General features: G+C 58.7%; 18 protein-coding genes. 5 read left to right on the top strand and 13 right to left on the bottom strand.

Annotation, left to right across the window (positions count from 1 at the left end):
• Positions 1 to 105 precede the first annotated feature (105 nt).
• From LDN04_RS05830 to lon, 10 genes are all read right to left on the bottom strand, one after another.
• On the bottom strand, positions 106 to 897 hold the full coding sequence (locus tag LDN04_RS05830; RefSeq protein WP_223907540.1) for an outer membrane lipoprotein carrier protein LolA: 792 nt from the start codon (positions 895 to 897) through the stop codon (positions 106 to 108).
• A 244-nt stretch (positions 898 to 1,141) separates the two neighbouring features.
• Complete coding sequence (locus LDN04_RS05825) at positions 1,142 to 1,630, bottom strand: chemotaxis protein CheD (RefSeq protein WP_223907537.1); 489 nt, start codon at positions 1,628 to 1,630, stop codon at positions 1,142 to 1,144.
• Positions 1,623 to 2,240, bottom strand: a complete 618-nt coding sequence (locus tag LDN04_RS05820; RefSeq protein ID WP_223907534.1) for a chemotaxis protein CheC — start codon at positions 2,238 to 2,240, stop codon at positions 1,623 to 1,625. The genes LDN04_RS05825 and LDN04_RS05820 overlap by 8 nt, the downstream gene beginning before the upstream one ends.
• Positions 2,241 to 2,277: 37 nt before the next feature.
• Positions 2,278 to 3,906, bottom strand: a complete 1,629-nt coding sequence (locus LDN04_RS05815) for a chemotaxis protein CheA (RefSeq protein ID WP_223907531.1) — start codon at positions 3,904 to 3,906, stop codon at positions 2,278 to 2,280.
• Positions 3,907 to 3,909: 3 nt separating this feature from the next.
• Complete coding sequence (locus LDN04_RS05810; RefSeq protein WP_223907528.1) at positions 3,910 to 4,275, bottom strand: response regulator; 366 nt, start codon at positions 4,273 to 4,275, stop codon at positions 3,910 to 3,912.
• Between the two features lie 62 nt (positions 4,276 to 4,337).
• The gene (locus LDN04_RS05805; RefSeq protein WP_223907526.1) at positions 4,338 to 4,763 is read right to left on the bottom strand and encodes a chemotaxis protein CheW; all 426 of its coding nucleotides are present in this window, start codon (positions 4,761 to 4,763) and stop codon (positions 4,338 to 4,340) included.
• Complete coding sequence (locus LDN04_RS05800) at positions 4,760 to 6,040, bottom strand: methyl-accepting chemotaxis protein (RefSeq protein ID WP_223907523.1); 1,281 nt, start codon at positions 6,038 to 6,040, stop codon at positions 4,760 to 4,762. The genes LDN04_RS05805 and LDN04_RS05800 overlap by 4 nt, the downstream gene beginning before the upstream one ends.
• A gap of 34 nt (positions 6,041 to 6,074) precedes the next feature.
• Positions 6,075 to 6,980 (bottom strand): protein-glutamate O-methyltransferase CheR, encoded by a 906-nt coding sequence (locus tag LDN04_RS05795; protein WP_223907521.1) that lies wholly within the window; start codon positions 6,978 to 6,980, stop codon positions 6,075 to 6,077.
• A gap of 6 nt (positions 6,981 to 6,986) precedes the next feature.
• Positions 6,987 to 8,003: a thiamine-phosphate kinase gene (gene thiL / locus LDN04_RS05790; protein WP_223907519.1), complete on the bottom strand. Its 1,017-nt coding sequence runs from the start codon at positions 8,001 to 8,003 to the stop codon at positions 6,987 to 6,989.
• Complete coding sequence (gene lon / locus LDN04_RS05785) at positions 8,000 to 10,441, bottom strand: endopeptidase La (protein WP_223907517.1); 2,442 nt, start codon at positions 10,439 to 10,441, stop codon at positions 8,000 to 8,002. The genes thiL and lon overlap by 4 nt, the downstream gene beginning before the upstream one ends.
• A gap of 287 nt (positions 10,442 to 10,728) precedes the next feature.
• Here lon and LDN04_RS05780 point away from each other — a divergent pair, with 287 nt between their 5' ends.
• Positions 10,729 to 12,636, top strand: a complete 1,908-nt coding sequence (locus LDN04_RS05780; RefSeq protein ID WP_223907515.1) for a tetratricopeptide repeat protein — start codon at positions 10,729 to 10,731, stop codon at positions 12,634 to 12,636.
• A 132-nt stretch (positions 12,637 to 12,768) separates the two neighbouring features.
• Here the strand turns inward: LDN04_RS05780 and LDN04_RS05775 are convergent, their stop codons facing one another.
• The 3 genes from LDN04_RS05775 to mqnB all read right to left on the bottom strand — a co-directional run bounded on the left by LDN04_RS05775 (position 12,769) and on the right by mqnB (position 15,015).
• Positions 12,769 to 13,230 carry a septal ring lytic transglycosylase RlpA family protein gene (locus tag LDN04_RS05775; RefSeq protein ID WP_223907512.1) on the bottom strand — a complete coding sequence of 154 codons (462 nt, stop codon included), beginning with the start codon at positions 13,228 to 13,230 and terminating at the stop codon, positions 12,769 to 12,771.
• A 134-nt stretch (positions 13,231 to 13,364) separates the two neighbouring features.
• A complete protein-coding gene (locus tag LDN04_RS05770) occupies positions 13,365 to 14,189 on the bottom strand; it encodes a 1,4-dihydroxy-6-naphthoate synthase (protein WP_223913344.1) in 825 nt (274 codons plus the stop codon).
• A 55-nt stretch (positions 14,190 to 14,244) separates the two neighbouring features.
• Positions 14,245 to 15,015, bottom strand: coding sequence for a futalosine hydrolase (gene mqnB / locus LDN04_RS05765; RefSeq protein ID WP_223907509.1), 771 nt, complete (start codon positions 15,013 to 15,015; stop codon positions 14,245 to 14,247).
• A 276-nt stretch (positions 15,016 to 15,291) separates the two neighbouring features.
• On the opposite strand from mqnB, the gene LDN04_RS05760 reads away from it, so the two are divergent.
• The 4 genes from LDN04_RS05760 to gspF all read left to right on the top strand — a co-directional run bounded on the left by LDN04_RS05760 (position 15,292) and on the right by gspF (position 20,935).
• Positions 15,292 to 16,158, top strand: a complete 867-nt coding sequence (locus tag LDN04_RS05760; protein WP_223907506.1) for a type II secretion system protein N — start codon at positions 15,292 to 15,294, stop codon at positions 16,156 to 16,158.
• A 73-nt stretch (positions 16,159 to 16,231) separates the two neighbouring features.
• Complete coding sequence (gspD, locus tag LDN04_RS05755; RefSeq protein ID WP_374045138.1) at positions 16,232 to 18,184, top strand: type II secretion system secretin GspD; 1,953 nt, start codon at positions 16,232 to 16,234, stop codon at positions 18,182 to 18,184.
• Entirely contained in the window at positions 18,181 to 19,743 is a 1,563-nt protein-coding gene (gene gspE, locus LDN04_RS05750) for a type II secretion system ATPase GspE (RefSeq protein ID WP_223907503.1), read from the top strand. Before gspD ends, gspE begins: the two co-directional genes overlap by 4 nt.
• Positions 19,724 to 20,935, top strand: a complete 1,212-nt coding sequence (gene gspF, locus LDN04_RS05745; protein ID WP_223907501.1) for a type II secretion system inner membrane protein GspF — start codon at positions 19,724 to 19,726, stop codon at positions 20,933 to 20,935. Before gspE ends, gspF begins: the two co-directional genes overlap by 20 nt.
• The last annotated feature ends 14 nt before the right edge of the window (positions 20,936 to 20,949 follow it).

The raw sequence follows: 20,949 nt of genomic DNA, 5'->3' as shown, positions 1-20,949 counted from the left end.
CTCTGTCCTGTACCGGAATAGCCGGCTAAATGTTCAAAGGCGACATTAATAATGCATGTCGCCTTTGCAAAACCGCGGTACCCTGGCGTCCGGTCCCTGCCGGTCTTACCGGCCAGATGGCGGACGCACAACCTGGACGCCTGCCGGAACGGTAAAGGTGAACATGTTGTCCATCAGCCGCGAGTTTGTCCTGGCATTGCTGAACTCCATGATAGTCGTGTTACCTTGAGGATCTATGACGGTGGAAGAGAGGAGGGGAAAGGCAAACTCCGGCCGCCGGGGGTCGTTGATTATCTTGGTGATATCCCGGTTGTTCTCCACGTAAGAAAGCACCGCATCCCGATTGATTACCAGATACATCTTTGTGATGGTAACAGAGGAACGGCGTGGGGTGAGTTCAAGGACATAGTTACCCGCCATATCCTGCCGCTGGGACGAAAAGACCGTCTGGAAATCCTTGGAAAACCGCCCCATCCCCTGGAGAAAATTAACCGGCTGGTTACTGTACTGGCCGGCACTGAAGGGACTGAAGAAAAAACTGACGTCACTCTGGATCACCTGGCGGTTCTCTGGCAGGTACATCCACATGGTCCTGCCGTCGCAGACGATTTCCTGGGTCAGGGGGCGGAAGTAGTCAAAGCGGAACATGAGCGGACTGGAGGAGGTGGGTGGTTTGAGAAACATCTGCCCGTCGGCACGCATCTCCCGCTTTGAGGACGCCAGGGTCGAACGCTGGAAGAAATCTGCGGTCACATCGTTCAGGGAACGGTACGATTTCTCCAGGGTGTCGATGACATCATTGAGTCCCACATTGACCCGCTGAATGGTTGCGGCCTCGGCGGAACCGGTGGTCAACGCCAACAACAGAGCCGCAGCCACCATGCAGAACCTTTTCATAATGCCTCCTCCCAGGGAGAACCCCGTCCTGGCAAACTAACAACAAGCACCACCATTCTGGGCTAAATAATGTCCATCCGGAAACTCCGGATGAGACACTACTGGTTTCCAGATTGGAAACGAGGGATTTTTCGTCCTGGCAAGGAAATCAAGGGATTGCGCGGAGGCGTACGTCGGTACGCCGCACAAGCAAGACCGCAGATTGACACCGCCAGGGCGGAAAAGAACCGTTTCCGGATGGAAACTAAATAGTTTTGCTCGGTTTCTGTATGGCCTTTATGAGCATCAACCCGCTACTGGTATGGAATTCGACGGTGCGTCCATAATCACCGCCCGAATCCTCGGCCAGGAGCGGTATTCCGTGACCGGCTAGTGTTTTTTTGGCGGAATCGACGTTTCGCTGGCCGATATCTCCCCGAAACGACCGATATTGCGAGTCAAACATGCTGGCGCCGCCGGCTAATTTTGCCACAAGTCGTTCTTTGGCGCAACCACTTTTCACCAGCTCTTCAACCATGATATCGATGGCAAGATCGGTGAATTTGGCCGATTTAACCGTGGACTGGGTACCCTCGTGGCTGACCGGAAGCAGGGTATGGGCCAACGATCCCATGCGCAGTTCCGGGTCGTAGAGAGCAATGCCGATACAGGAACCGAGCCCGTATGTCATCAGAACGCCCGGAGAAGAGGCAAATCCGTACTCTGACAGCCCTATGATGGTCAACTCAGCCATGGAGGACACCAATCGACTCGAGTATGATCTGCAGGGAAGGGGGGTCGGGAAGGAGGAAAAAATGTCCTTTCACCTGTTCTTCATCCTCGAAAAACTCGGTTTCAACCATGAGCGACAGATCCCCGACCTCTGCCAGATCAACAAGGACGTAGTCTACCACTGCACCTGCCATATCGAAGGAGAGTACCGGCACTGAGGGGATGAGCGTCATCTTCAACATGGCGCCAAGCGCATTCAGGTAGGCCGAGGCAAGAATGTTTCCCACTTCCTTGAGCGCGGAAACCTCCAGTTCGCTCAACAACCCGCCCCGGGTATTCTCCCTGCTGAGAAGCTTATCCAGCATCCTGATGGCATTTTCCCGCGGGAAAATCATGAGGATATTTCCCCGGGCACTGCCGAGAACCTGGAGGTAGATGCCGACCACCATCTTTTCCGCACCGCCGAGCAATTCGGGCACCTTTGAGATGTCGGTGATCAATACCTGTGGCACTTGCAGATGAACGGTTTTCCCGAGCAGCTGCGAGAGCGCCGTGGCGGCATGTCCCATGCCGATATTGCTTACCTCTCGCAGCGCATCTATTTGGGCCTCATTCAGATTAGCAATCCGCATAAACATTCCTTTCGGGATCAAGAATCACAGCGATTGATTACAGAACATTGGCAACATCGAGGATGAAGACGACTTCACCGTTCCCGAGCACCGCCCCTCCTCCCAACCCCTTCATGCTCGCCAGGGGGCGCCCCAGTGGCTTGACAAATATCTCTTGCTGACCGATAAATTCATCCACCACGAGCCCGACACGACGCCCCTTCAGCTCACTCACGAAAAGGGGGAGCAGTTCGCCGGCATGGCTGTGGGGAAGGCCGAGAATCCGGTTCAAACTCAAGAGAGGTAACGCTTCGCCGTCAAAATCGAATACTTTCTGCTTGCCACGGCTGTAGATGAGGTCGCGCCTGAGTTCCACTGTTCGCTGAACACTGGTGATGGGAATCGCCAGCGCAACCCTGGCAAGTCTCACCAGCAGAACATTGATGATGGCGATGGTCAGGGGGAGGCGAAGGATGAAGCGGCTCCCCTTCCCCAGTTCCGACTCGATGGTCAGATTGCCACCAAGGGTCTGGATGGTGGAGCGAACCGCATCCATCCCCACACCACGGCCCGACACATCGGTCACTTCCCGGGCGGTCGAGAAGCCGGGGATACAGGTGAGCATGAAGGCCTCCCGGGCTGACATGAGCCGACCGGCCTCCGGGCTGACGAGTCTCTTCTCAATAGCCGAGGCAATCAGCAGCGCAGGGTCCATCCCCCTGCCGTCGTCCTCGACCACAACCACGACCTGGTCCTTTTCCCGGCGGGCAGCAAGCCGGATTCTCCCGTGGAGAGGCTTTCCGCACGCCCGACGTTCGTCGGGCAACTCCAGACCATGATCCACGGCATTGCGCAGAATGTGGGTGAGTGGATCGGAAAGCCCCTCCAGAATCCCCCGATCCAGTTCGATCCCCTTTCCATCGACTTCGAAGACAACCTCTTTGCCGACCTTCTTTGCCAGGTCACGCACGACGCGGGGGAACCGGTCGGCAATCGTAGAGAATGGGATGAGGCGAACCAGCAGCACCTCGGTATGCAGGTCACGCAACAGCCGGGAAAGTTCCACCGTCGCCTCGTCAAGCGGCTGTGAAGCCAACTCTTTCCCGACGGTCATAAGCCGATGCTTGTTGGTGATCAACTCGCCGGTGATATTGATGAGGTGATCGAGCACCTCAGTTCGGACTCGTACCGTCTGCGATGCGTCACCGTGCCGGTCCGGTTCCCCGTGGAGCAGGTCAGCAGGCGACTGCCTGTCCGATGGTGCACCACCCGCAACATCCCCTCCATCTGCCGTCCCAGCAGTTCCCGTGGCGGGCCGGTAGGCGACAAGCCGCTGCACCAGATCTCCGATGTCTCTGACGGCCTGTACCTCATTCGCCACATCGGTGATCATCACCTCCAGCAGGTCCGCCCCCTCCAAGAGAAGATCGGCAATCCCCGCGTCAAAAACCAACTCTTCCTTCCGGACCCGGTCCATCAGGTCTTCGATTCTGTGTGACAGTTCGGCGATCTCGCCGTACCCCATGGAGGCGGCCATCCCCTTGAGGGAGTGGGCTGCCCGAAACAGGGCATCCATATCCTTCCGACTGCCTGCCTCCTGTTCCACCTTGACGATCAGTTCGCTGACCGCACGGAGATGTTCCCGGGACTCGGAGATAAACAGATCCCGGTACGGGGACATGTCCATGGGTCAGGCTCCCGCCACCCGCTTGATGACCTCCCTGACCCGCTCCGGATTGAATGGTTTTATGATGAAGTCGCATGCACCGGCTTCATGGGCAGCATTTACGAGCGATTCCTGCCCGACCGCGCTGCACATGACAACACAGGCTTTGGCATCAAGGATCCGAATCTCGCGCAGTGCCTCAATGCCGTTTTTAACCGGCATGACAATATCCATCGTGGTGACATCGGGGCGGAACTCTCGGTACTTCCGCACCGCATCCATGCCGTCCACTGCCTCGGCAACGATCTCGTACCCCTCTCCCTCGAGGATACCACGCAGCATATTGCGCATGAATAGCGAATCGTCAACCAGCAAAACCGTGAGCCCCATGTTTCCTCCGGTGTCAATCTGGGTGTAGCGGCAAGTCCTGGCTTGCCACTAATCTGCCCGAATTATCGTTTGAGTGTTTCTTCTACTCTGTTCACTATACGGTCAAGAGCCAGAATCCTGATGGTGCCGGTGCCACTCCGCACTTCCCTGGCAATCAATTCATCGGCGGGAGAATCTGTGCCTAGCTCCCCCTCTTCCGCAACAAACCCCTCCACACTATCCACCCACAGGGCAAGATTGGCGATCCTGCGGTCGAGGACGAGGAACTTGCCGGCGGGCGCCGCCTCGCCACAAGCGAGCAACCGGGCCAGATCGAGGATCGTCACCAAACTGCCGTGGACGTTGATAACCCCCCGGATAAACTCGGGAGCACGCGGTACCGGAACCGGCCGTGACGGGTCGATGACCTCCAGCACATCCTGAAGAGAAAGGCCATACCTCTCTCCCTGCAGGGTAAACACGAGCAATCCGCGGGACGAGGCCTTCATAACACCGGCGCTTCGTCCAGATTTACCTTGAAGCGCTGCACAACCACCAGAAGTTCATCGGCCAGCTTGGCCATTTCCTGGGCCGCATGGGCCATCTCCTGCATGGCCGCCGACTGCTCTTCCGTCGCCGCGGATACCTGCTGGGTCGAGGCAGCATTGTCTTCGGCAACCCTGGCAATCTCATCCACCGCCCGAACCATCTTTTCAGCGCCGTCCGTCTGCATGTGTGACAGATCGGCGATGCTGTTTGCCTTATTCTCCGTTTCGATGACCGTGTCGAGGATTTCCCTGAACGATGCAGCAGTGGTGTCGATGTTCTTTTTCCCAACGACGATCAGGCGGGAACTTTCCACAATCGTTTCATGGACCTTGCCGCTCTCTTCCTTGAGCATGGCGATCAGTTCGACAATCTCGCCGGCATACTTGCTGGTACCGTCGGAGAGCTTGCGTACCTCCTCGGCGACCACCGAGAACCCCTTGCCGTATTCTCCCGCACGGGCCGCTTCAATGGAAGCATTCAGTGCCAGCATGTTGGTCTGCCGAGCAATCTCGCCGATGAAATCGGCAATTCTACCCACTTGCTGGAGTTTGCCATTCAAGGCTATGAAGCGCCGTCCCATCGTCTCCGCGTTGTCGAAAAATTCCTTCATCCTTGCCAGGGAATCACTGGCCAGTTCGTCCCCACGCTGCGCGGTCATGCTGGTGTCTCGGGCCGCCTGTGCCGCTTCACGCGCACGCTTTGCGACCAATTCAACGGAAACCGCCGTTTCGCGGATAAGGGCTGAGGTCTTGCCGACCAACTCAACCTGACTGTCCGCCCCACGGGAGATCTGCTCCATGGCCTGGGCAACTTCTTCGGTGGAAGCGTTGATTTCAAGGGCCGACGAAGAGAGCGTACGCGCCGACTCGGATACCCGCTCCGACGTCTCCCGTATATGCCGGACCAGATCCCGCAGACTTTCCACCATCTGATTGATGGAGCTCTCCAAGTCGTGGGTCTCATCGGGGAAACGGGATTCCTTCAGGGTAACATCCCGTGTCAGGTCCCCCTGGCTGATTGCTTCAGCCGACTGGGTGAGACGGGAAATGTTGCGGGTAAAACCCCGGGAAAATATCCAGCCAAGCACCAGCCCGATGGTAAGAGCCACCAGATAGGAGAAAACACTGGTAATTTCAGGAGCATATCCAAGCTGGCGCACCAGATCCGGAGCAAAAGCCACCGCCCCGACCACCATCACAAATCCCATGATAAACTTGTATCCTATGGGAACATACATAAAAAAAATCCTCTCTTTTCCTGGCAAGCTTCTTTCACACTCTCCGATATATCCGTTCTACAGGACAGATGGTTTGGAACCGGCTACGCACGTCCCCAACCAGTGATTCCGATTTGCCGAGAATGAGCACCCCTCCCGGATGCAGCTTGTCGGCAAACCCGTGAAGAATCGCCTCCTGCTGTGAACGTTCGAAATAGATGAAAACGTTGCGGCAGAGGATCAGGTCGCATTCAGGGAATGTATCCAGATGGCCAAGATCCGCCTGCCGGAACTCAACGAGCGATTTGATCTCCGGCACCACCTGGTATCTGCCATCCCGCTGCACGAAATATTTCCGCCGCAACTCGGCGGAAACTTCCACCAGTCGTTCTTCTCCGAATATTCCCTCCCGTGCAGCTTCCAGAATGGCCGCATCCACGTCGGTGGCAAGGATGGTCGCCCCAATCCGGCCCAATTCAGACGCAAAAAAATGCCTGAGGAGCAGTGCCACCGTGTAGGGTTCCTCCCCGCTGGCACAACCGACGCTCCAGACAGTCAGCCCCCCCGTCACGTTTATCTCGGGGAGCGTAAAGAGAAAAGGAAAGATTTCCTGGCGCAGTTTTTCGAACATGGGGGGATTGCGAAAGAACTGACTGACATGGATGGTCAGCACCTTCAGAAGTCGGTCCACCTCCTCTTCGTCCCGCAGCAGGAGGTCGCAGTATTCTTCCGCAGTGATACAGTTGGTCGCCCGAACCCGGAGCGCAATCCGTCGTTTGATGCATTTATCCTTGTAACTGTCCAGGTTGACGCCACAGGCATTCTTCATTATCCGCCGGATAACCTCGAAAGCTTCCGGAGAAATGTCGGGGAAATTCTTGAGTTCAAGGTATGTTTGAGTGACAGCCGATGTCATGTGGAGAGGGTCGCACCATCCTTTGAGATATGCAGTCCGTGTCACACCACTTCAGGAAGCGGGCTGGGGGCCGGTGTTTCGGATGGTTCCGAAATGGTTGTACCCTTGCCGTTCCGGGTGGTAGGGGTTACCGGCAGGATCGGTCAACGACAACCCTCTGTCGGCGGTAATCTCCCCGATGACGGTTACCGGCACGCCGCAGTCGGCCAGCTCCGAACGGACCAACGCCTCCCGTTCCGGCAAAGCCGTGAAGAGGAGTTCGTAGTCCTCACCACCGGCGAGAGGAAGGGCAAAGGGGTCTTTCCTGTCAACGGAAACATGGTGCCGGCACTCCTCGGATAGGGGAAGTCGGGCCAGGTCGAGGCGCGCGCCAACACCGGACAAATCGAGGATATGGCCGAGGTCGGCCAACAGACCGTCACTCACATCGATCATGGCGGTTGCCAGGCACGCTTCGGCAAGCCGGAGGCCGGCCGCTACCCGGGGAAGGGGGTCAAGATGGCGTTCCACCGCCCTCCCGGAGCGAATATCCTGCCTGAGAAACTCCAGGCCGAGTGCCGAATCCCCCAGGCTCCCCGTGACCAGCACCAGGTCTCCGGCGCAAGCCGTTGACCGGCGCACCACCAAGTCGGGGCACTGCTCCCCCAGGGCGGTGACAGATATGACCAGGCCTCCCCTGGAGGCACAGGTATCACCCCCCACCAGCGCAACCTGGAACTCGTCGGCCAACGCGAGGAAGCCGCGGGTGAATTCATCGAGGAACTCCACGGGAAGGGCAGGCGGAATGGCCAGAGAGAGAAGGGCATGCCGTGGCTGCGCGCCCATTGCGGCAAGATCGGATAGATTGACCGCAAGAGACTTCCGCCCCAGGGTAAAGGGGTCGGTAAGGGCGAGATCGAAATGGATCCCTTCCACGAGCATGTCCGACGTGGCAAGGGTTACCTTGCTCGCCGTCGGTGCCAGTATGGCCGCATCGTCGCCGATGCCAAGCATCACTCCGGGCCTTGCCTTGACCTGCCCGGCGAGCCGGTCGATAAAACCGAATTCGCCCAGCTCTTCAAGTTTCACGCAACCACACCCTTGCGTGGTTTTACCAGAACCCGCGGCGGGGGAACTTTCCCCTTGACCGCCGGAGCTTTTCCCTGGCGGGACGGTGGCGGAGGATACGTTTCGAGCGCCACCTTGAGAACTTCGTCAATGGTCCTGGCGGTGACAACCTTCACCTTCTTAAGGATATGGCGAGGGACCTCTTCCAGGTCCTTCTTGTTCTGTTCAGGAATCACAATAGTTTTCACGCCGGCACGGATGGCGGCCAGCATTTTCTCCTTCAGCCCTCCGATGGGGAGGACTTTCCCCCGTAGGGTAATCTCGCCGGTCATGGCAACATCTTTCCGGACGGGAATCTTCGTCAGGGCCGACACGAGGGCCGTGGCCATGGTGACACCTGCCGACGGGCCGTCCTTGGGGATGGCACCGGCCGGGACATGGACATGAATCTCCATGTTATGGAAGAAATCGGTGGGAAGGTTGAGTTCCGCCTCCTTGGAACGGATATAGGAAAGGGCCGCCTGCACCGATTCCTTCATGACATCGCCGAGCTGACCCGTCAGGGTGAGTCCACCCTTCCCCTGCATGATGGTCGCCTCGACAAAGAGCACTTCCCCACCGACGGGTGTCCAGGCGAGCCCCGTTACCACTCCCACCTCGTTGTGCTCCATTTCCTCTTCACGGAGGAACTTGGGAGGGCCGAGGTATTTTGCCACTGCCGCTGCATTGACCGTGAAATGCCTCTTCTCACCCTCCGCCACCTTGCGGGCCACCTTGCGGCAGATGGAGCCGATCTCCCGCTCCAGGTTACGCAACCCCGCTTCCCGGGTATACTTGGCGATGATCGTCTTGATCGCCTCGTCGGAAACGGTGAGAGTCTTTTCCGTAATGCCATTTTCCTTGATCTGGCGCGGCACGAGGTAGCGCTTGGCGATCTGCAGCTTTTCCTCCTCGGTGTAGCCGGCCAGGTTGATCACTTCCATTCGGTCCTGCAGAGGCCCGGGAACCGGATCGATCTGGTTGGCCGTCGCGATGAACATGACATTGGAAAGATTGTAGGGGAGGTTGATGTAGTGATCCGAAAACGCATGGTTCTGTTCCGGATCGAGCACCTCCAGAAGGGCCGACGAGGGGTCGCCGCGGAAATCGGCACCGATCTTGTCCAGTTCGTCGAGCATGAAGACCGGGTTGTTGGCGCCGGCCTGCTTGAGCCCCTGAACTATCCGTCCCGGCAGGGCGCCCACATACGTGCGGCGGTGGCCCCGGATTTCCGCCTCGTCACGGACTCCGCCCAGGGAAATGCGCACGAACTTGCGTCCCATGGCCCGGGCGATGGATTTGCCGAGCGACGTCTTCCCCACTCCCGGAGGCCCGACAAAGCAGAGAATCGGTCCCTTCATTTTTTTCTTCAGCTTGCGCACCGCGAGGAACTCAAGAATCCGCTCCTTGACCTTATCCAGGTAAAAATGATCCTCGTCTAGAATCTCCTTTGCCCTCTTGATATCCAGAGAATCCTTGGTTGACTTGCTCCAGGGGATCTCCACCATCCAGTCCAGGTAGGTCCGAAGCATCCCCGATTCGGCGGCATCCGGGTGCATCTGCTCCAGGCGTCCCAGCTGCTTGAGGGCCTCCTTCTCCACAGTCGACGGCATCTTGGCCTGCTCGATCGCCTTGCGCAGTTCGGCGATCTCCTCGGCGCGAGCATCCGTCTCCCCCAGCTCCTGCTGGATCGCCCGCAACTGCTCGCGCAGGAAGTATTCCCGCTGGCTCTTCCCCATCTCCTCCTTGGCGGCGGACTGGATACGTGCTTGCATGTTGAGAAGCTCGTACTCCTTATTAAGGAGTTCGTTGACACGGCCCAGCCTCTCAAGCGGGTCTGCGATCTCCAGCAGACGCTGGGCATCTTCAACCTTGAGGCCGATATTGCTGGCAACAAGATCGGCAAGACTCCCCGGCTCCTGCATGTTTTCGACGATCACCATCACTTCGGGGGAGATGACCTTGCCGAGGGAAATGACCTTGCCGAGCTGTTCCTTGACCGTACGCATGAGCGCTTCGGTCTCAAGGGAGTTCTCCGCGATCTGGGGATCGGCAACTCGTTCGATCCGTACCGAATAGAACGGTTTCTCCGCAAGGTACTCGGTAATCCGCCCTTTTGAGAGCCCCTGCACCAGGATTTTGACTCGACCGTCGGGAAGCTTCAGCATCCTCATGATCATGGCTACAGTCCCGACGCTGTAGATCGTGTCCGGGGTCGGTTCTTCCTCCCCAACCTCCCGCTGGGTAGCCAGGAAGATCAGGCGGTCCTGGGAAAGGGCATGATCCACCGCAGCTATGGAGATTTCCCGCCCCACAAAAAGGGGAAGTATCATATAGGGGTAGACCACCACGTCCCGCACCGGCAACAGGGGCAGGACATCCGGTATCTTCAATTCTTCGTTGTCCGGTTTGACTTCCATCTCCAACTCCTTCTTCTCACGGGGCGTCCCGTACAATAAATACGTTCAAATCCAGCGTCCAACCCGCTTTCAGAGCGGATTGATTTACATGATTTAACCATCTTTGGGTCGAAAGTCAAGGTAATCTGGCCTTGTGGCGCGGAGAAGCGCCTCTGGCAAGGGCAATATTCGCCAATATCCGCGCAAATGACTGTGAAGAGCCATTTTGCACTGTTATGAATTGAACTTTACATCCCCCCTGTGTATAATTCGCCATTCTTTAAATCCCAGCGACCCATGAGGAACCGATGAGAAACTATCTGCTGCTGATCGCCCTGCTCATGCTCCCCCAGCTTACCTGGGGATTTGACTGGGGATTCGGACCGACGGACAAATGTCGCCAAGCGCGGGAAATGCTGGCGGAACTTACGGAAACCAAAGACAATGCGGCGCGGGTAGCGCTGGAAACCAAGATACTCAATCTCTGCCCCGACGGGGCCGTAGGTCACTTTGTGCAGGGACTCCAGCAGGAATCGGGGGGAAATGCGGACCGGGCTGTCCGCGAGTATCAGGAAGCCCTCAAGGAAGATCCCGCCTTTCACCAGGCCAGTGGCAACCTGGGTCTTATCTACCTGCAGAAGGGAATGCTCGATGAGGCGTCACTCGAACTGACCAAGGCCGTAAAGGGTGCGCCCGACCCCCGTTACCAACGGGGACTGGCCCAGGTTTTCAGCGAACGCAAGCTCTATACCCTCGCCACTCACCATTACAACGAGGCTCTCAAGGCATTCCCGTCAGACCCCGCCCTCCATTCCGGACTCGCCGATGTCTACGTCGGCATGGGGCAGGCAGACAATGCGGAAGATGCATACACAAAGGCACTTGAGCTGGATGCAGGGTATGAACCAGCGCAGGTCGGTCTTGCCAGACTTCTGCTCGGGAAGAATCAGCCAGACCGTGCATTGGATATCTTGAAAAAAGCGGCAACGGCCAATCCCCAAAACAAGGAAATCCACCGTCTCATGGCGGATGCCTACACGAAGAAAGGGGACCAGAAAGGGGCCGAATACGAAGCCGTCCTGGGAGGCATAAGCACGGCAGCGGGCCAGTTCGATGAACACATCCTCAAGGGGGATGAGTACTTTCAGGCGAAGAATTACGACAAGGCCGCCACCGAGTACCTAGCCGCCCTTAAGGAAAAGCCCGAACGACCGGTCGTCTTCCAGAAGCTGGGGGACGCCTACCTGGCTGCCGACCGGGACGACGACGCCGCTGCTGCCTACCGTGAAGCAGTGCGACTCAACGGAGGAAGCGCCGCGATCCATTACAGCCTGGGCTCCATCTTCGAAAAAAAGGGGCTCCTGGATGAAGCGGTCGTGGAGTACCGGCAGGCCCTCAAATACAACAACGACTTCGGCGATGCCCGACGGCGCCTGGCGGATATCTATTCCCTGAGGGGGAGCTTTTCTCAGGCCATCGAACAGTACCAGGAACTCCTCAAGAACCGAAAGGACAACCCGCTCATCCACTTCAAACTTGCCCGGGTCTACGTGAAAACCAAGAATTACAAGGAAGCGGTAGCAGCGTACGCAGAAGCGATCCGGCTGGATGCGGATAACCTGGAGGCCCACCGGGAACTGGCGGCCCTCTACAAACGAAACAACCAGATGGAGGAGGCGGAAAAACAGTACCGTGAGGTGCTCCGCCTGAAAAAGGACGACATCGACACCCGCACCGCCCTCACCGCCATCTACGTCAAGAACAAGAACTACGATGAATTGGTCAAGCTTCTCAAGGAAAACGTGGACCTTGCCCCCAAGGATCCCAATGCCCACTACAAGCTGGGGATTATCTACGAATTCAAGAAGGAGTATGAAAATGCCATCCCCGCCTACAAGGCGGCGGTCGAACTGAAGGCCGACCACGCCAAGGCCCTCAACGCCCTCGGGCGTGTCTACATGAAGACCGGTAACATCAAGGAGGCCAAGGAAGCCCTGGAAGCGGCGAAAAAAGCCGATCCGGCCTTGGAGGAAACTGCAGTCCTCCTCAACAATATCCGTGACGAGCTTTCGCCTGAACCGAGGCATAAGGGGAAAAAAGTTACGAAAGGGAAAAAAGGAAAGAAAGTAAAAAAAGGGAAAGGCTCGAAGAAGGGGAGCAAGAAGAGCAGCGGAAAGACTGGCGCCAAGAAGACGACCAAGAAGTCCAACCAGTAGCCACCCTCAATCACCCGTCACCATGTCAGGACAGGCCGGAGTCATCCCCGGCCTGTTTTTTTATTCAAAAAATGCGAAGAGGCCGGGGGTTTCCTCCCGGCCTCTTCCGTTTCGCCCAAACATAAAATTGTGTCAGCTCGATTCTTCTTCCCCGTCCTCCAGGACGACGATCCTGACCCGGGCAGTCCCCTTGCCGAGAAACCCAAGCTCTCTGGCCGCCGCGCGGGACAGGTCGATGAACGGCTTGTTCCGTCTGCGGCAGCGGTCATTGACCGTAACCACGACCTCTTTGTCGTTGGCGAGGTTTATCACCTTCACCCTGGTACCATGGGGGAGATCCTGATGAGCTGCCGTCAGCTTTTCCGGATTGTAGCGTGCCCCCGAATTCGTTTTTCTGCCGTTGTAGCGTTTGGCGTAGTAGGAAGCGATCCCTACCATCCCGTCGTCTGCCCCTTTAACCGGGGCAGCGATCTCTGCCTGGTTGCTGTCGGTTTTCGTTTCGTCAGCCTGCAGGGGAAGTGTGTGGACCAGGAGAGCCAGTTGGCAGAGGAAAACAATCAGCGCCAACCTGCCCCTCGGGTTCGGTGTTGCCATGCGCACCTCCTTCTTGGGCGAGGGGACCTTATAGCACAGACATATTGCCCAGGTCAAGAAAAAGGCAGCAAAAACGGGCGAATTTTTTTATTTTTCAAGTAGTTACTGCAACTTAACGGAAGCGTGCAGGGGGATCAGGGGAGGAACAGGTTGCGGGTGGAGGTGGGTATGAGCCCGACCCTTTCGGCACGCTCCATAAGGGTCGCAACAGCCGATTCACCCTCTGGCCCGAGGGCAAGGGAGAAAGGATTGACGTAGAGGTTGATGTGGGCAGCGCACACCTCGTCGCTCAGTTCCTGGGAATGGGCATGTACGTAGCCGCTGGCTGCGTCGGGATGGGCGAAGGCGTATTGGACGCTTGCCCGGAGTGCCCGCTCGACGGTGGCGGCAGCTTCGGTGCCGAGCTCACGCCGCATGACGATCCCCCCCAAGGGGATAGGGCAGCCCGAATCCTGTTCCCACCACGCACCCAGGTCCAGAAGCCGGGTAAGACCATAGCTGGTAAAGGTAAAGCGTGATTCGTGGATGATGACCCCCGCCGCCACCTCTCCCCGCCCGACAGCCCCCATGATCTCGTGAAACGGCATGAAGACCAGGTTGTCGAGGGCCGGATCGAACAGGCGGAGCAGCAGGCAGGCGGTGGTGTACCGGCCGGGAACGGCGATCGGCGCTCCACGCAGGGCTTCGAGGGGGAGCGGCTGTCGGGCAACCAGAAGGGGACCGCACCCCCGTCCGAGCGCACCGCCGGAGCGGAGCAGCACGTAGTCATCCCGGATGAACCCGAGGAGATGATAGGATATCTTGCTGATGTCGAGGGCGCCGGCCAGAACGAGACGGTTGAGGGTTTCCACATCCTCCAACTGCTCCCGGAAGCGATAGCCGCCACAAGCCACCAGTCCGTGAATCAGGGCATTGAAGATGAAGGTGTCGTTGGGACAGGGAGAAAAGCCCAACGACAGTTCCCTGTCTTCCCCTGCATCGACTACACGCGACGGGAGGTGGGACGCGGAATGATCACTCACGAGACCCGAACTCCTTGGGGGCAAGACTTTGAATGTATTTCAGGACGAACCGCTGGGCGTTCTCCACGGCGCGGGGGATATTCCAGCGGGAAAGGTCGCGGTCCTCTACCAGGTTGCTGATCCCCCGCACCTCCATGCAGTCGATGCCATACATGAGCGACACGTGGGCCACCGCTGCACCCTCCATGTTCTCGCAGAGGGAATCGAACCGATCTGCCAGCTCCCGACCACGGGATGCGCTGCCGCTGCAGGTGGAAACGGTGACAAAACGCCCCCGTTTCACGGAAATGCCGAGGGCTGCCGCCAGCTGCATAGCCTTTTCACTGGCCGAGAAGGAGAGGGGAAATTCGTTGAAATAACGACGCCCCTTCAGCTCCAACAGGGGGATGCCGATAAGGTCCAGGGGCTCCCAACCGGCGGGGCTGATCACGCCGTCATCTCCATAAACCTCAACACTGGCCACTGCTAGGTCGCCAACCTCGAGACCGCTCCCCTCATAGGCACCGGCACAGCCGGTATTGATAACGAGTCGCGGCCGATAACGCTCCACGAGAAGGGTCAAGACCGAAGCGGCATTGACCTTTCCCATGCCGGTGACCGCCAGCACCACCGACACACCGTCAATCGCCCCCGTATGTACCTCGCGAAACAGGAGGCTATCCTGCCGGCCCGGACCGATTGCCCTGAACAGATGGTCGAGTTCCTGAAGGGTGGCAGCAGTGACGAGCACCGGCGCGCCGTTGTTCGGTGTCAATGTCTCCATGGTGGGGCGATGGTAGCACAAGGGACATGATGAATTCAAGACTGGTCGTAAACGACACCTTTTCATCGAACGGCAAGCAGACGCAGAGACCACCTTGCATCTGACCCGACATGAAGCATACTTAGGAGGAATTCCGGACCACGTTCATCCTTCACAGCTGGAACCACCACGGGCGGAACATCGCAAACGGCCGATGCGCCTTCTTTCCCCTTGCATCTAACGGGTACATCTACTATATTTTCCTGGTTTCAATGACCTCGGCAAAGGGTAGCCAGCATGCAGAAATGGGTCTTCCCCCTTAACATCGCTCTCACGCTCCTCATCCTTTCGGTCGTTGCCCTGATCGCTTCCGATCTTGTCTCATTCCGCCTTGGAAAACTGTTCCCCAGCGGCACAAAAACTCAGGCCCTCACCATTCCCCCCCCCGCCACCGACGATCTCATGTCGTTCGCGCCGATCCTCACCAAGGGACTGTTCGGCAAGGCGACCCAGGGACAGCTGACCCCCATCACCGCCGCTTCCTCCGCAAAACAGGGGGGTGGGACCTCCCAGAGCGACCTGCTCCTCCTCGGCACCGCCCGCGGTTCGTTTCGGGAGACGTTCGCCCTGATCCAGAAGATTTCCACCAAAGAGGAACGGGTTTTCCGGCTCGGCGATCAGGTGTACGGCATGGGGCCACTGGTGGCGGTCCAGAAGGAAAGCGCCGAAATCCTGGCCGGCGGCCAAAAGGTCAAGATACTCACCCCGACAGCAGTTGCCACCGAAGCCGCTTCCAGCCAGCCTCCGGCACCGGGTAGCGGCGGACTCGCTGCACAGGTGGGAACGGGAAACTACGTCATCGACCAACGCGCCCTCAACGCGGCGCTTGACAATATCGGCCAGGCCATGACCGATGCCCGGCTCCTTCCGAGCGTGAAGGATGGCAAGGTTGAGGGGTTCAGGGTCTCGGAAGTCCGGCAGGGAGGGATATTCGGCACCGTCGGGATGAAAAACGGCGATGTGCTCCTCCGGATCAATGAGTTTCCCATCGATTCGCCGGAAAAAGCCATCCAGTCCCTGGCATCCCTCAAGGGTCAGAGCCGCATCAAACTCGACCTTGTCCGGGACGGGCAACCGACGACATTCAATTACGACATACGATGAGGCAGGGAAAGGTAGCGGCTACGGTTGAGAAAACACCCCTACCTCATCCCACGTACCTCTTGTGGAGGCATCCTTGACTAGGCACATTTCACGCAGTATCACCACAGGTCTCCTTCTGTTCCTCCTGACGCTGCCGGCAGCAGTCCACGCCAAAGGGGTCGTACTGAACTTCAACGAGGTGGACATCTCCACTATGGCCAAGTTCATCAGCGACCTGACGGGAAAAAACTTCGTCATGGACGATCGGGTCAAGGGGAAGATATCGGTCTTCTCCCCCGCCAAGCTCTCCACGGACGAAGCTTTCAACGTCTTCACGTCGGTACTGGAACTGAAGGGGTTCACCATCGTCCAGGCCGGGCGGGTCTACAAGATCGTCCCCATCTCCGCGGCCAAGCAGTCGGGGATGAAGATACTCAGCGACCAGGAGCGGGGGGCGGTGAACGAGGCATACGTCGCCCGGGTCATTTCACTTGAAAACATCTCCAGCCAGGAAGCGGTCACCTTTCTCCAGCCGGTGGTTTCCAAGGACGGCTACATCTCCGCCTTCGGCCCCGCCAACATGTTGCTGATGGTGGATTCCTCTCTCAACATCGAGAAGATCCTCGGCATCCTGAAGCTGATCGACACGGGCCAGCGCCGCGAAAAGGGTGAAGTGATCTTCCTCAAGAACGCATCGGCCGACAGCGCCGCCAACGTGGCCCGCGAATGGCTCGGCAACCGGGAAAAGGCCGCTCCGGCAACACCACGTGGCACCGGGCAGAGCGTGAGTTCGGGAACGGGGACCATCATTGTCCCCGACACCCGGCTGAACGCCCTCATCGTCTTCGGCAGCGACAAGGACAAAGAGGACATCAAGAAGCTCGTCGCCCTCATCGACGTGGTCCCTCCCACCTCCAGCAGCAAGGTGAACGTCTACTCCCTGGAAAATGCCGATGCCACCGAGGTGGCCAAGGTCCTGGACGGGGTAGTAAAGGGAGTGACCGCTGCTGCCGGCACAGCACAGGGCGCGGCAGCGGCTGCACCGCAACAGTCCCCCTTCGAGGGAGGAAAGATCACCGTCACCCCTGACAAGGCAACCAACTCCCTCGTCATCATGGCCTCCCCCAACGACTACCAGAACCTCCTCCAGGTGATTCAGAAACTTGATCGACGGCGGCGACAGGTCTTTGTTCAGGCCCTCATTGCCGAGGTTTCTCTGGACAAGCTGAAGGAGTTCGGAGCACAGCTGGGGGCAACAGGAGGGGGAGTCACCGGTAATACCGCTGCTGCAGGTGCCTTCGATCCCTTCAACTTCATCGGTGCCACCGATCCGGCCCAGGCACTTATCACCGCTTTTCTGAAGGGTGTTGCCGGAAGCACCAACCTCCAGCTTGCCGGTAATCTTAAGGCACTCTTCTCAGACGGCACGGTGAATGTCCTTTCCACCCCCAATGTTCTTACTTCCGACAACAAGGAAGCAGAGATCTTCGTCGGCGAAAACGTACCGTTCCTCACCTCAAGCACTTCATACAGTACCGGTGTGGCGCAGACATCCAACGTGGAACGAAAGGACACGGGCATCACCCTTAAGATCACCCCCCAGATCAGCGAAGGGGAGTACGTCAAGCTCGACATCTACCAGGAGATATCCGCCGTGAAGGACGCTCTCAACAAGGGTGCCGCCGCCGACATTACCACCACAAAACGTTCGGCTAAGACTTCGGTTGTCGTCAAGGACAAGGATACCGTGGTGATAGGCGGGCTCATCCAGGACCAGGAAACGGAGAACATCAACAAGATCCCGCTCTTGGGAGACATCCCGCTACTCGGCTGGCTCTTCAAGACCAAGAGCAAGGAACGGAAAAAAACCAATCTCATGATCGTCCTAACCCCCCGCATTGTCAGAGGGTCAGAAGAAATGGCCGAGGTCATGACCCAGCAAAAACAGCGCTTCAATGACGCCAGCACCGGCGACCGCTGGCTCGACATCAACGAACAGCTGCAAAAATTCGGCAAGAAAGCCGAGGAGACCCAACCGAAGCAATGACCATGACCGCGGAACTGGAAAATCTCGCTGCCCGGTTCGGCCTCCCCTGCCAGGCGGAGATCGACGACAGCCAAGTGGATACGGCTCTTCTGGGAAAATTGCCCCTCGCCTTCGCCCGCGCCAACCTTCTCCTTCCCCTGCGTGAGGAGGAAGGCCGGCTCCTGGTGGCCATCGGCGACCCAGCCAACCTCCTCCCCCTGGACGAGCTGCGAGGCCTGTTCGCCATACAGCCGGCCGCCGTGTTGGTGCCGCGACAGGTGCTTCTGGACGCCATAAACCGCCTCTATTCCCGGCTCTCCGGGTCGGCCCAAGAGGTTGTGGAAGAGTTGCAAGGGGAAGACCTCTCCACCATCGCCACCGAGCTGGCCGAGCCGAAGGACCTCCTCGATCTCGCCGACGAGGCGCCGGTCATCCGGCTCCTCAACTCCATCCTTTTCCAGGCGGTGAAAGAGCGGGCCAGCGATATTCATATCGAGCCTTACGAGCGTGAGCTAGAGGTTCGTTTCCGGATCGACGGCATCCTCTACAAGATGCTTGCTCCCCCCAAGGTGGTCCAGGAAGCCCTTATCTCCCGGGTCAAGATCATGGCCTCCCTCAACATCGCCGAAAAACGGCTCCCCCAGGACGGGCGGATACGGGTCATCGTCGCCGGCCGGGACGTGGACATCCGCGTCTCCATCATCCCCACTTTCTTCGGCGAACGGGTGGTGCTGCGCCTCCTCGACAAGCAGAAGGGGATCATCTCCCTCTCCCACCTGGGGTTCACGGATGCGGCGGTGCAGGGGTTCGAACGGTTCCTGAAGCGGACCAGCGGCATCATCCTCGTCACCGGCCCCACCGGCAGCGGCAAGTCCACCACCCTCTATGCCGCCCTCAACTACCTGAACTCCCCCGAAAAAAACATCATCACCATCGAGGACCCGGTGGAATACCAGCTGAAGGGGGTCGGCCAGATCCAGGTCAATCCCAAGATCGATCTCACCTTCGCCAGCGGCCTCCGCTCCATCCTGCGCCAGGACCCGGACATCATCATGGTCGGCGAAATCCGGGACGCGGAGACCGCGGAAATCGCCATGCAGGCATCTCTCACCGGCCACCTGGTCCTCTCCACCCTCCACACCAACGACTCGGCCACTGCGGTGTCACGGCTCATCGACATGGGAATCGAGCCATTCATGGTCGCCTCGTCCCTGGCGGCGGTCATGGCCCAGCGACTCGTCAGAAAAATATGCCCCTACTGTCGCGAATCGTACACCCCGGACCGCCAGTATCAGGGAGTCGAACTGCCACCGACCCTTTACCGTGGCAAGGGGTGCGACCACTGTTTCGGCATCGGCATGACGGGCCGTGTCGGTATTTACGAATCCCTCCCCGTGGACGCGGAGCTCTGCTCCATGATCATCCGGCGCTGTTCGGCGGGTGAGATCAAGGAATACGCCATCGGCAAGGGGATGAAGACCCTCCGGGACGACGGCATGGCCAAGGTGGCCGCCGGCATCACTACCATCGAAGAGGTCCTGCGGGTAACCCAGGAGGACTATGCCGACCTTTCGCTATAGCGCATTCAAGGCGGCAGGTTCCGAGGTGACTGGCACCATCGATGCTGAGAGCCTGCGGGATGCCCGGCTGCGCCTGAAGAACCAGGGGCTGTACCCGAAAGAACTTGTCCCCGACACGGAACTCTCCGGCGGCACGCAGAGGCGGAGTTGGCGGCGGCGGGTCGGCAGCGCCGACCTCTCCCTCATGACCCGCCGGCTCGCCACCCTTATCGGATCGGCAGTGCCGGTGTTTGAGGCGGTCACCACCCTCTACGAACAGGAGCGTCCGGGAGAACTGAAAAACATCCTCAACCGGATTCGGGACCGGCTGGCTGAAGGGTCTACGCTGGCCAAGGCCCTCGGCAGCGAGCCCCATGTCTTCAGCGAAAGCTACATCAGCATGGTGGCGGCCGGCGAGGCGAGCGGGGCGCTGGAAATCGTCCTGGAAAAACTCGCCGGATTCCAGGAAGACCAGGAAGCGGTCCGGAGCAAGGTAGTCACCTCCCTCGCCTATCCGGCCTTGATGCTCGTGGTCGGCAGCGGGGTGATGCTGTTCCTGCTCGCCTTCGTAGTACCGAAGATCATCACCGTCTTCCAGGAGAGCAAGGCGACCCTCCCTCTCATCACCATCATACTCATCAAGGTGAGCACGCTGCTCCAGAAGGGGTGGTGGCTCCTGGTGCTGGCCGGCTGCGGTGCGCTGCTCGGCTACGACCGGCTCCGGCGCAGGGAAAGCGTGCGACAGCGGCAAGACCGCTGGCTGCTCCGCCTCCCCCTCGTGGGGCCGCTCATGCAGCGCCTGATACTCTCTCGCTTTGCCAAGGTGCTCGGGCTTCTCCTTGCCAGCGGGGTGCCGGTCACCCGGGCCATGGAGATCACCGGCGATGTCGTTGTAAACAGGGAATACCGCACCTGCCTGGCCCTGGTGCGGGAAGAATTGATGCAGGGTGGCACCCTGGCGGCCGGTCTCGGTAAGAACCCCCTCTTCCCCCCCCTCCTCGTCCACATGGTGGCGGTGGGGGAAAAGGGGGGAGAGTTGGAACAGATGCTCGCCAAGGCCGGGGCGGCCTTCGAAAAGGAGTTCGATACTGCCGTTACCCGCTCCATGGCCCTGCTGGAGCCCCTTCTCGTACTGGGGATGGGAATCTGCGTCGGGTTCGTGGTCATCGCCGTGCTGCTCCCGATTTTCCAGCTGAACCAGTTGATCAAATAAGGTTCAACGTTCCC

The organism is Geobacter sp. AOG1 (assembly GCF_019972315.1).
Lineage (GTDB): Bacteria > Desulfobacterota > Desulfuromonadia > Geobacterales > Geobacteraceae > Geomobilimonas.
This window is presented reverse-complemented; position numbering and strand designations above follow the sequence as displayed.

Bases quoted from the DNA above. Each gene is read 5' to 3' on its own strand.
- LDN04_RS05815 (WP_223907531.1), bottom strand. From the start codon at position 3,906: ATGGACATGTCCCCGTACCGGGATCTGTTTATCTCCGAGTCCCGGGAA.
- LDN04_RS05800 (WP_223907523.1), bottom strand. From the start codon at position 6,040: ATGTATGTTCCCATAGGATACAAGTTTATCATGGGATTTGTGATGGTG.
- LDN04_RS05810 (WP_223907528.1), bottom strand. From the start codon at position 4,275: ATGGGGCTCACGGTTTTGCTGGTTGACGATTCGCTATTCATGCGCAAT.
- LDN04_RS05760 (WP_223907506.1), top strand. From the start codon at position 15,292: ATGCAGAAATGGGTCTTCCCCCTTAACATCGCTCTCACGCTCCTCATC.
- LDN04_RS05830 (WP_223907540.1), bottom strand. From the start codon at position 897: ATGAAAAGGTTCTGCATGGTGGCTGCGGCTCTGTTGTTGGCGTTGACC.
- LDN04_RS05780 (WP_223907515.1), top strand. From the start codon at position 10,729: ATGAGAAACTATCTGCTGCTGATCGCCCTGCTCATGCTCCCCCAGCTT.
- LDN04_RS05805 (WP_223907526.1), bottom strand. From the start codon at position 4,763: ATGAAGGCCTCGTCCCGCGGATTGCTCGTGTTTACCCTGCAGGGAGAG.
- gspF (WP_223907501.1), top strand. From the start codon at position 19,724: ATGCCGACCTTTCGCTATAGCGCATTCAAGGCGGCAGGTTCCGAGGTG.
- LDN04_RS05820 (WP_223907534.1), bottom strand. From the start codon at position 2,240: ATGCGGATTGCTAATCTGAATGAGGCCCAAATAGATGCGCTGCGAGAG.
- mqnB (WP_223907509.1), bottom strand. From the start codon at position 15,015: ATGGAGACATTGACACCGAACAACGGCGCGCCGGTGCTCGTCACTGCT.
- LDN04_RS05775 (WP_223907512.1), bottom strand. From the start codon at position 13,230: ATGGCAACACCGAACCCGAGGGGCAGGTTGGCGCTGATTGTTTTCCTC.
- lon (WP_223907517.1), bottom strand. From the start codon at position 10,441: ATGGAAGTCAAACCGGACAACGAAGAATTGAAGATACCGGATGTCCTG.
- LDN04_RS05825 (WP_223907537.1), bottom strand. From the start codon at position 1,630: ATGGCTGAGTTGACCATCATAGGGCTGTCAGAGTACGGATTTGCCTCT.
- gspE (WP_223907503.1), top strand. From the start codon at position 18,181: ATGACCATGACCGCGGAACTGGAAAATCTCGCTGCCCGGTTCGGCCTC.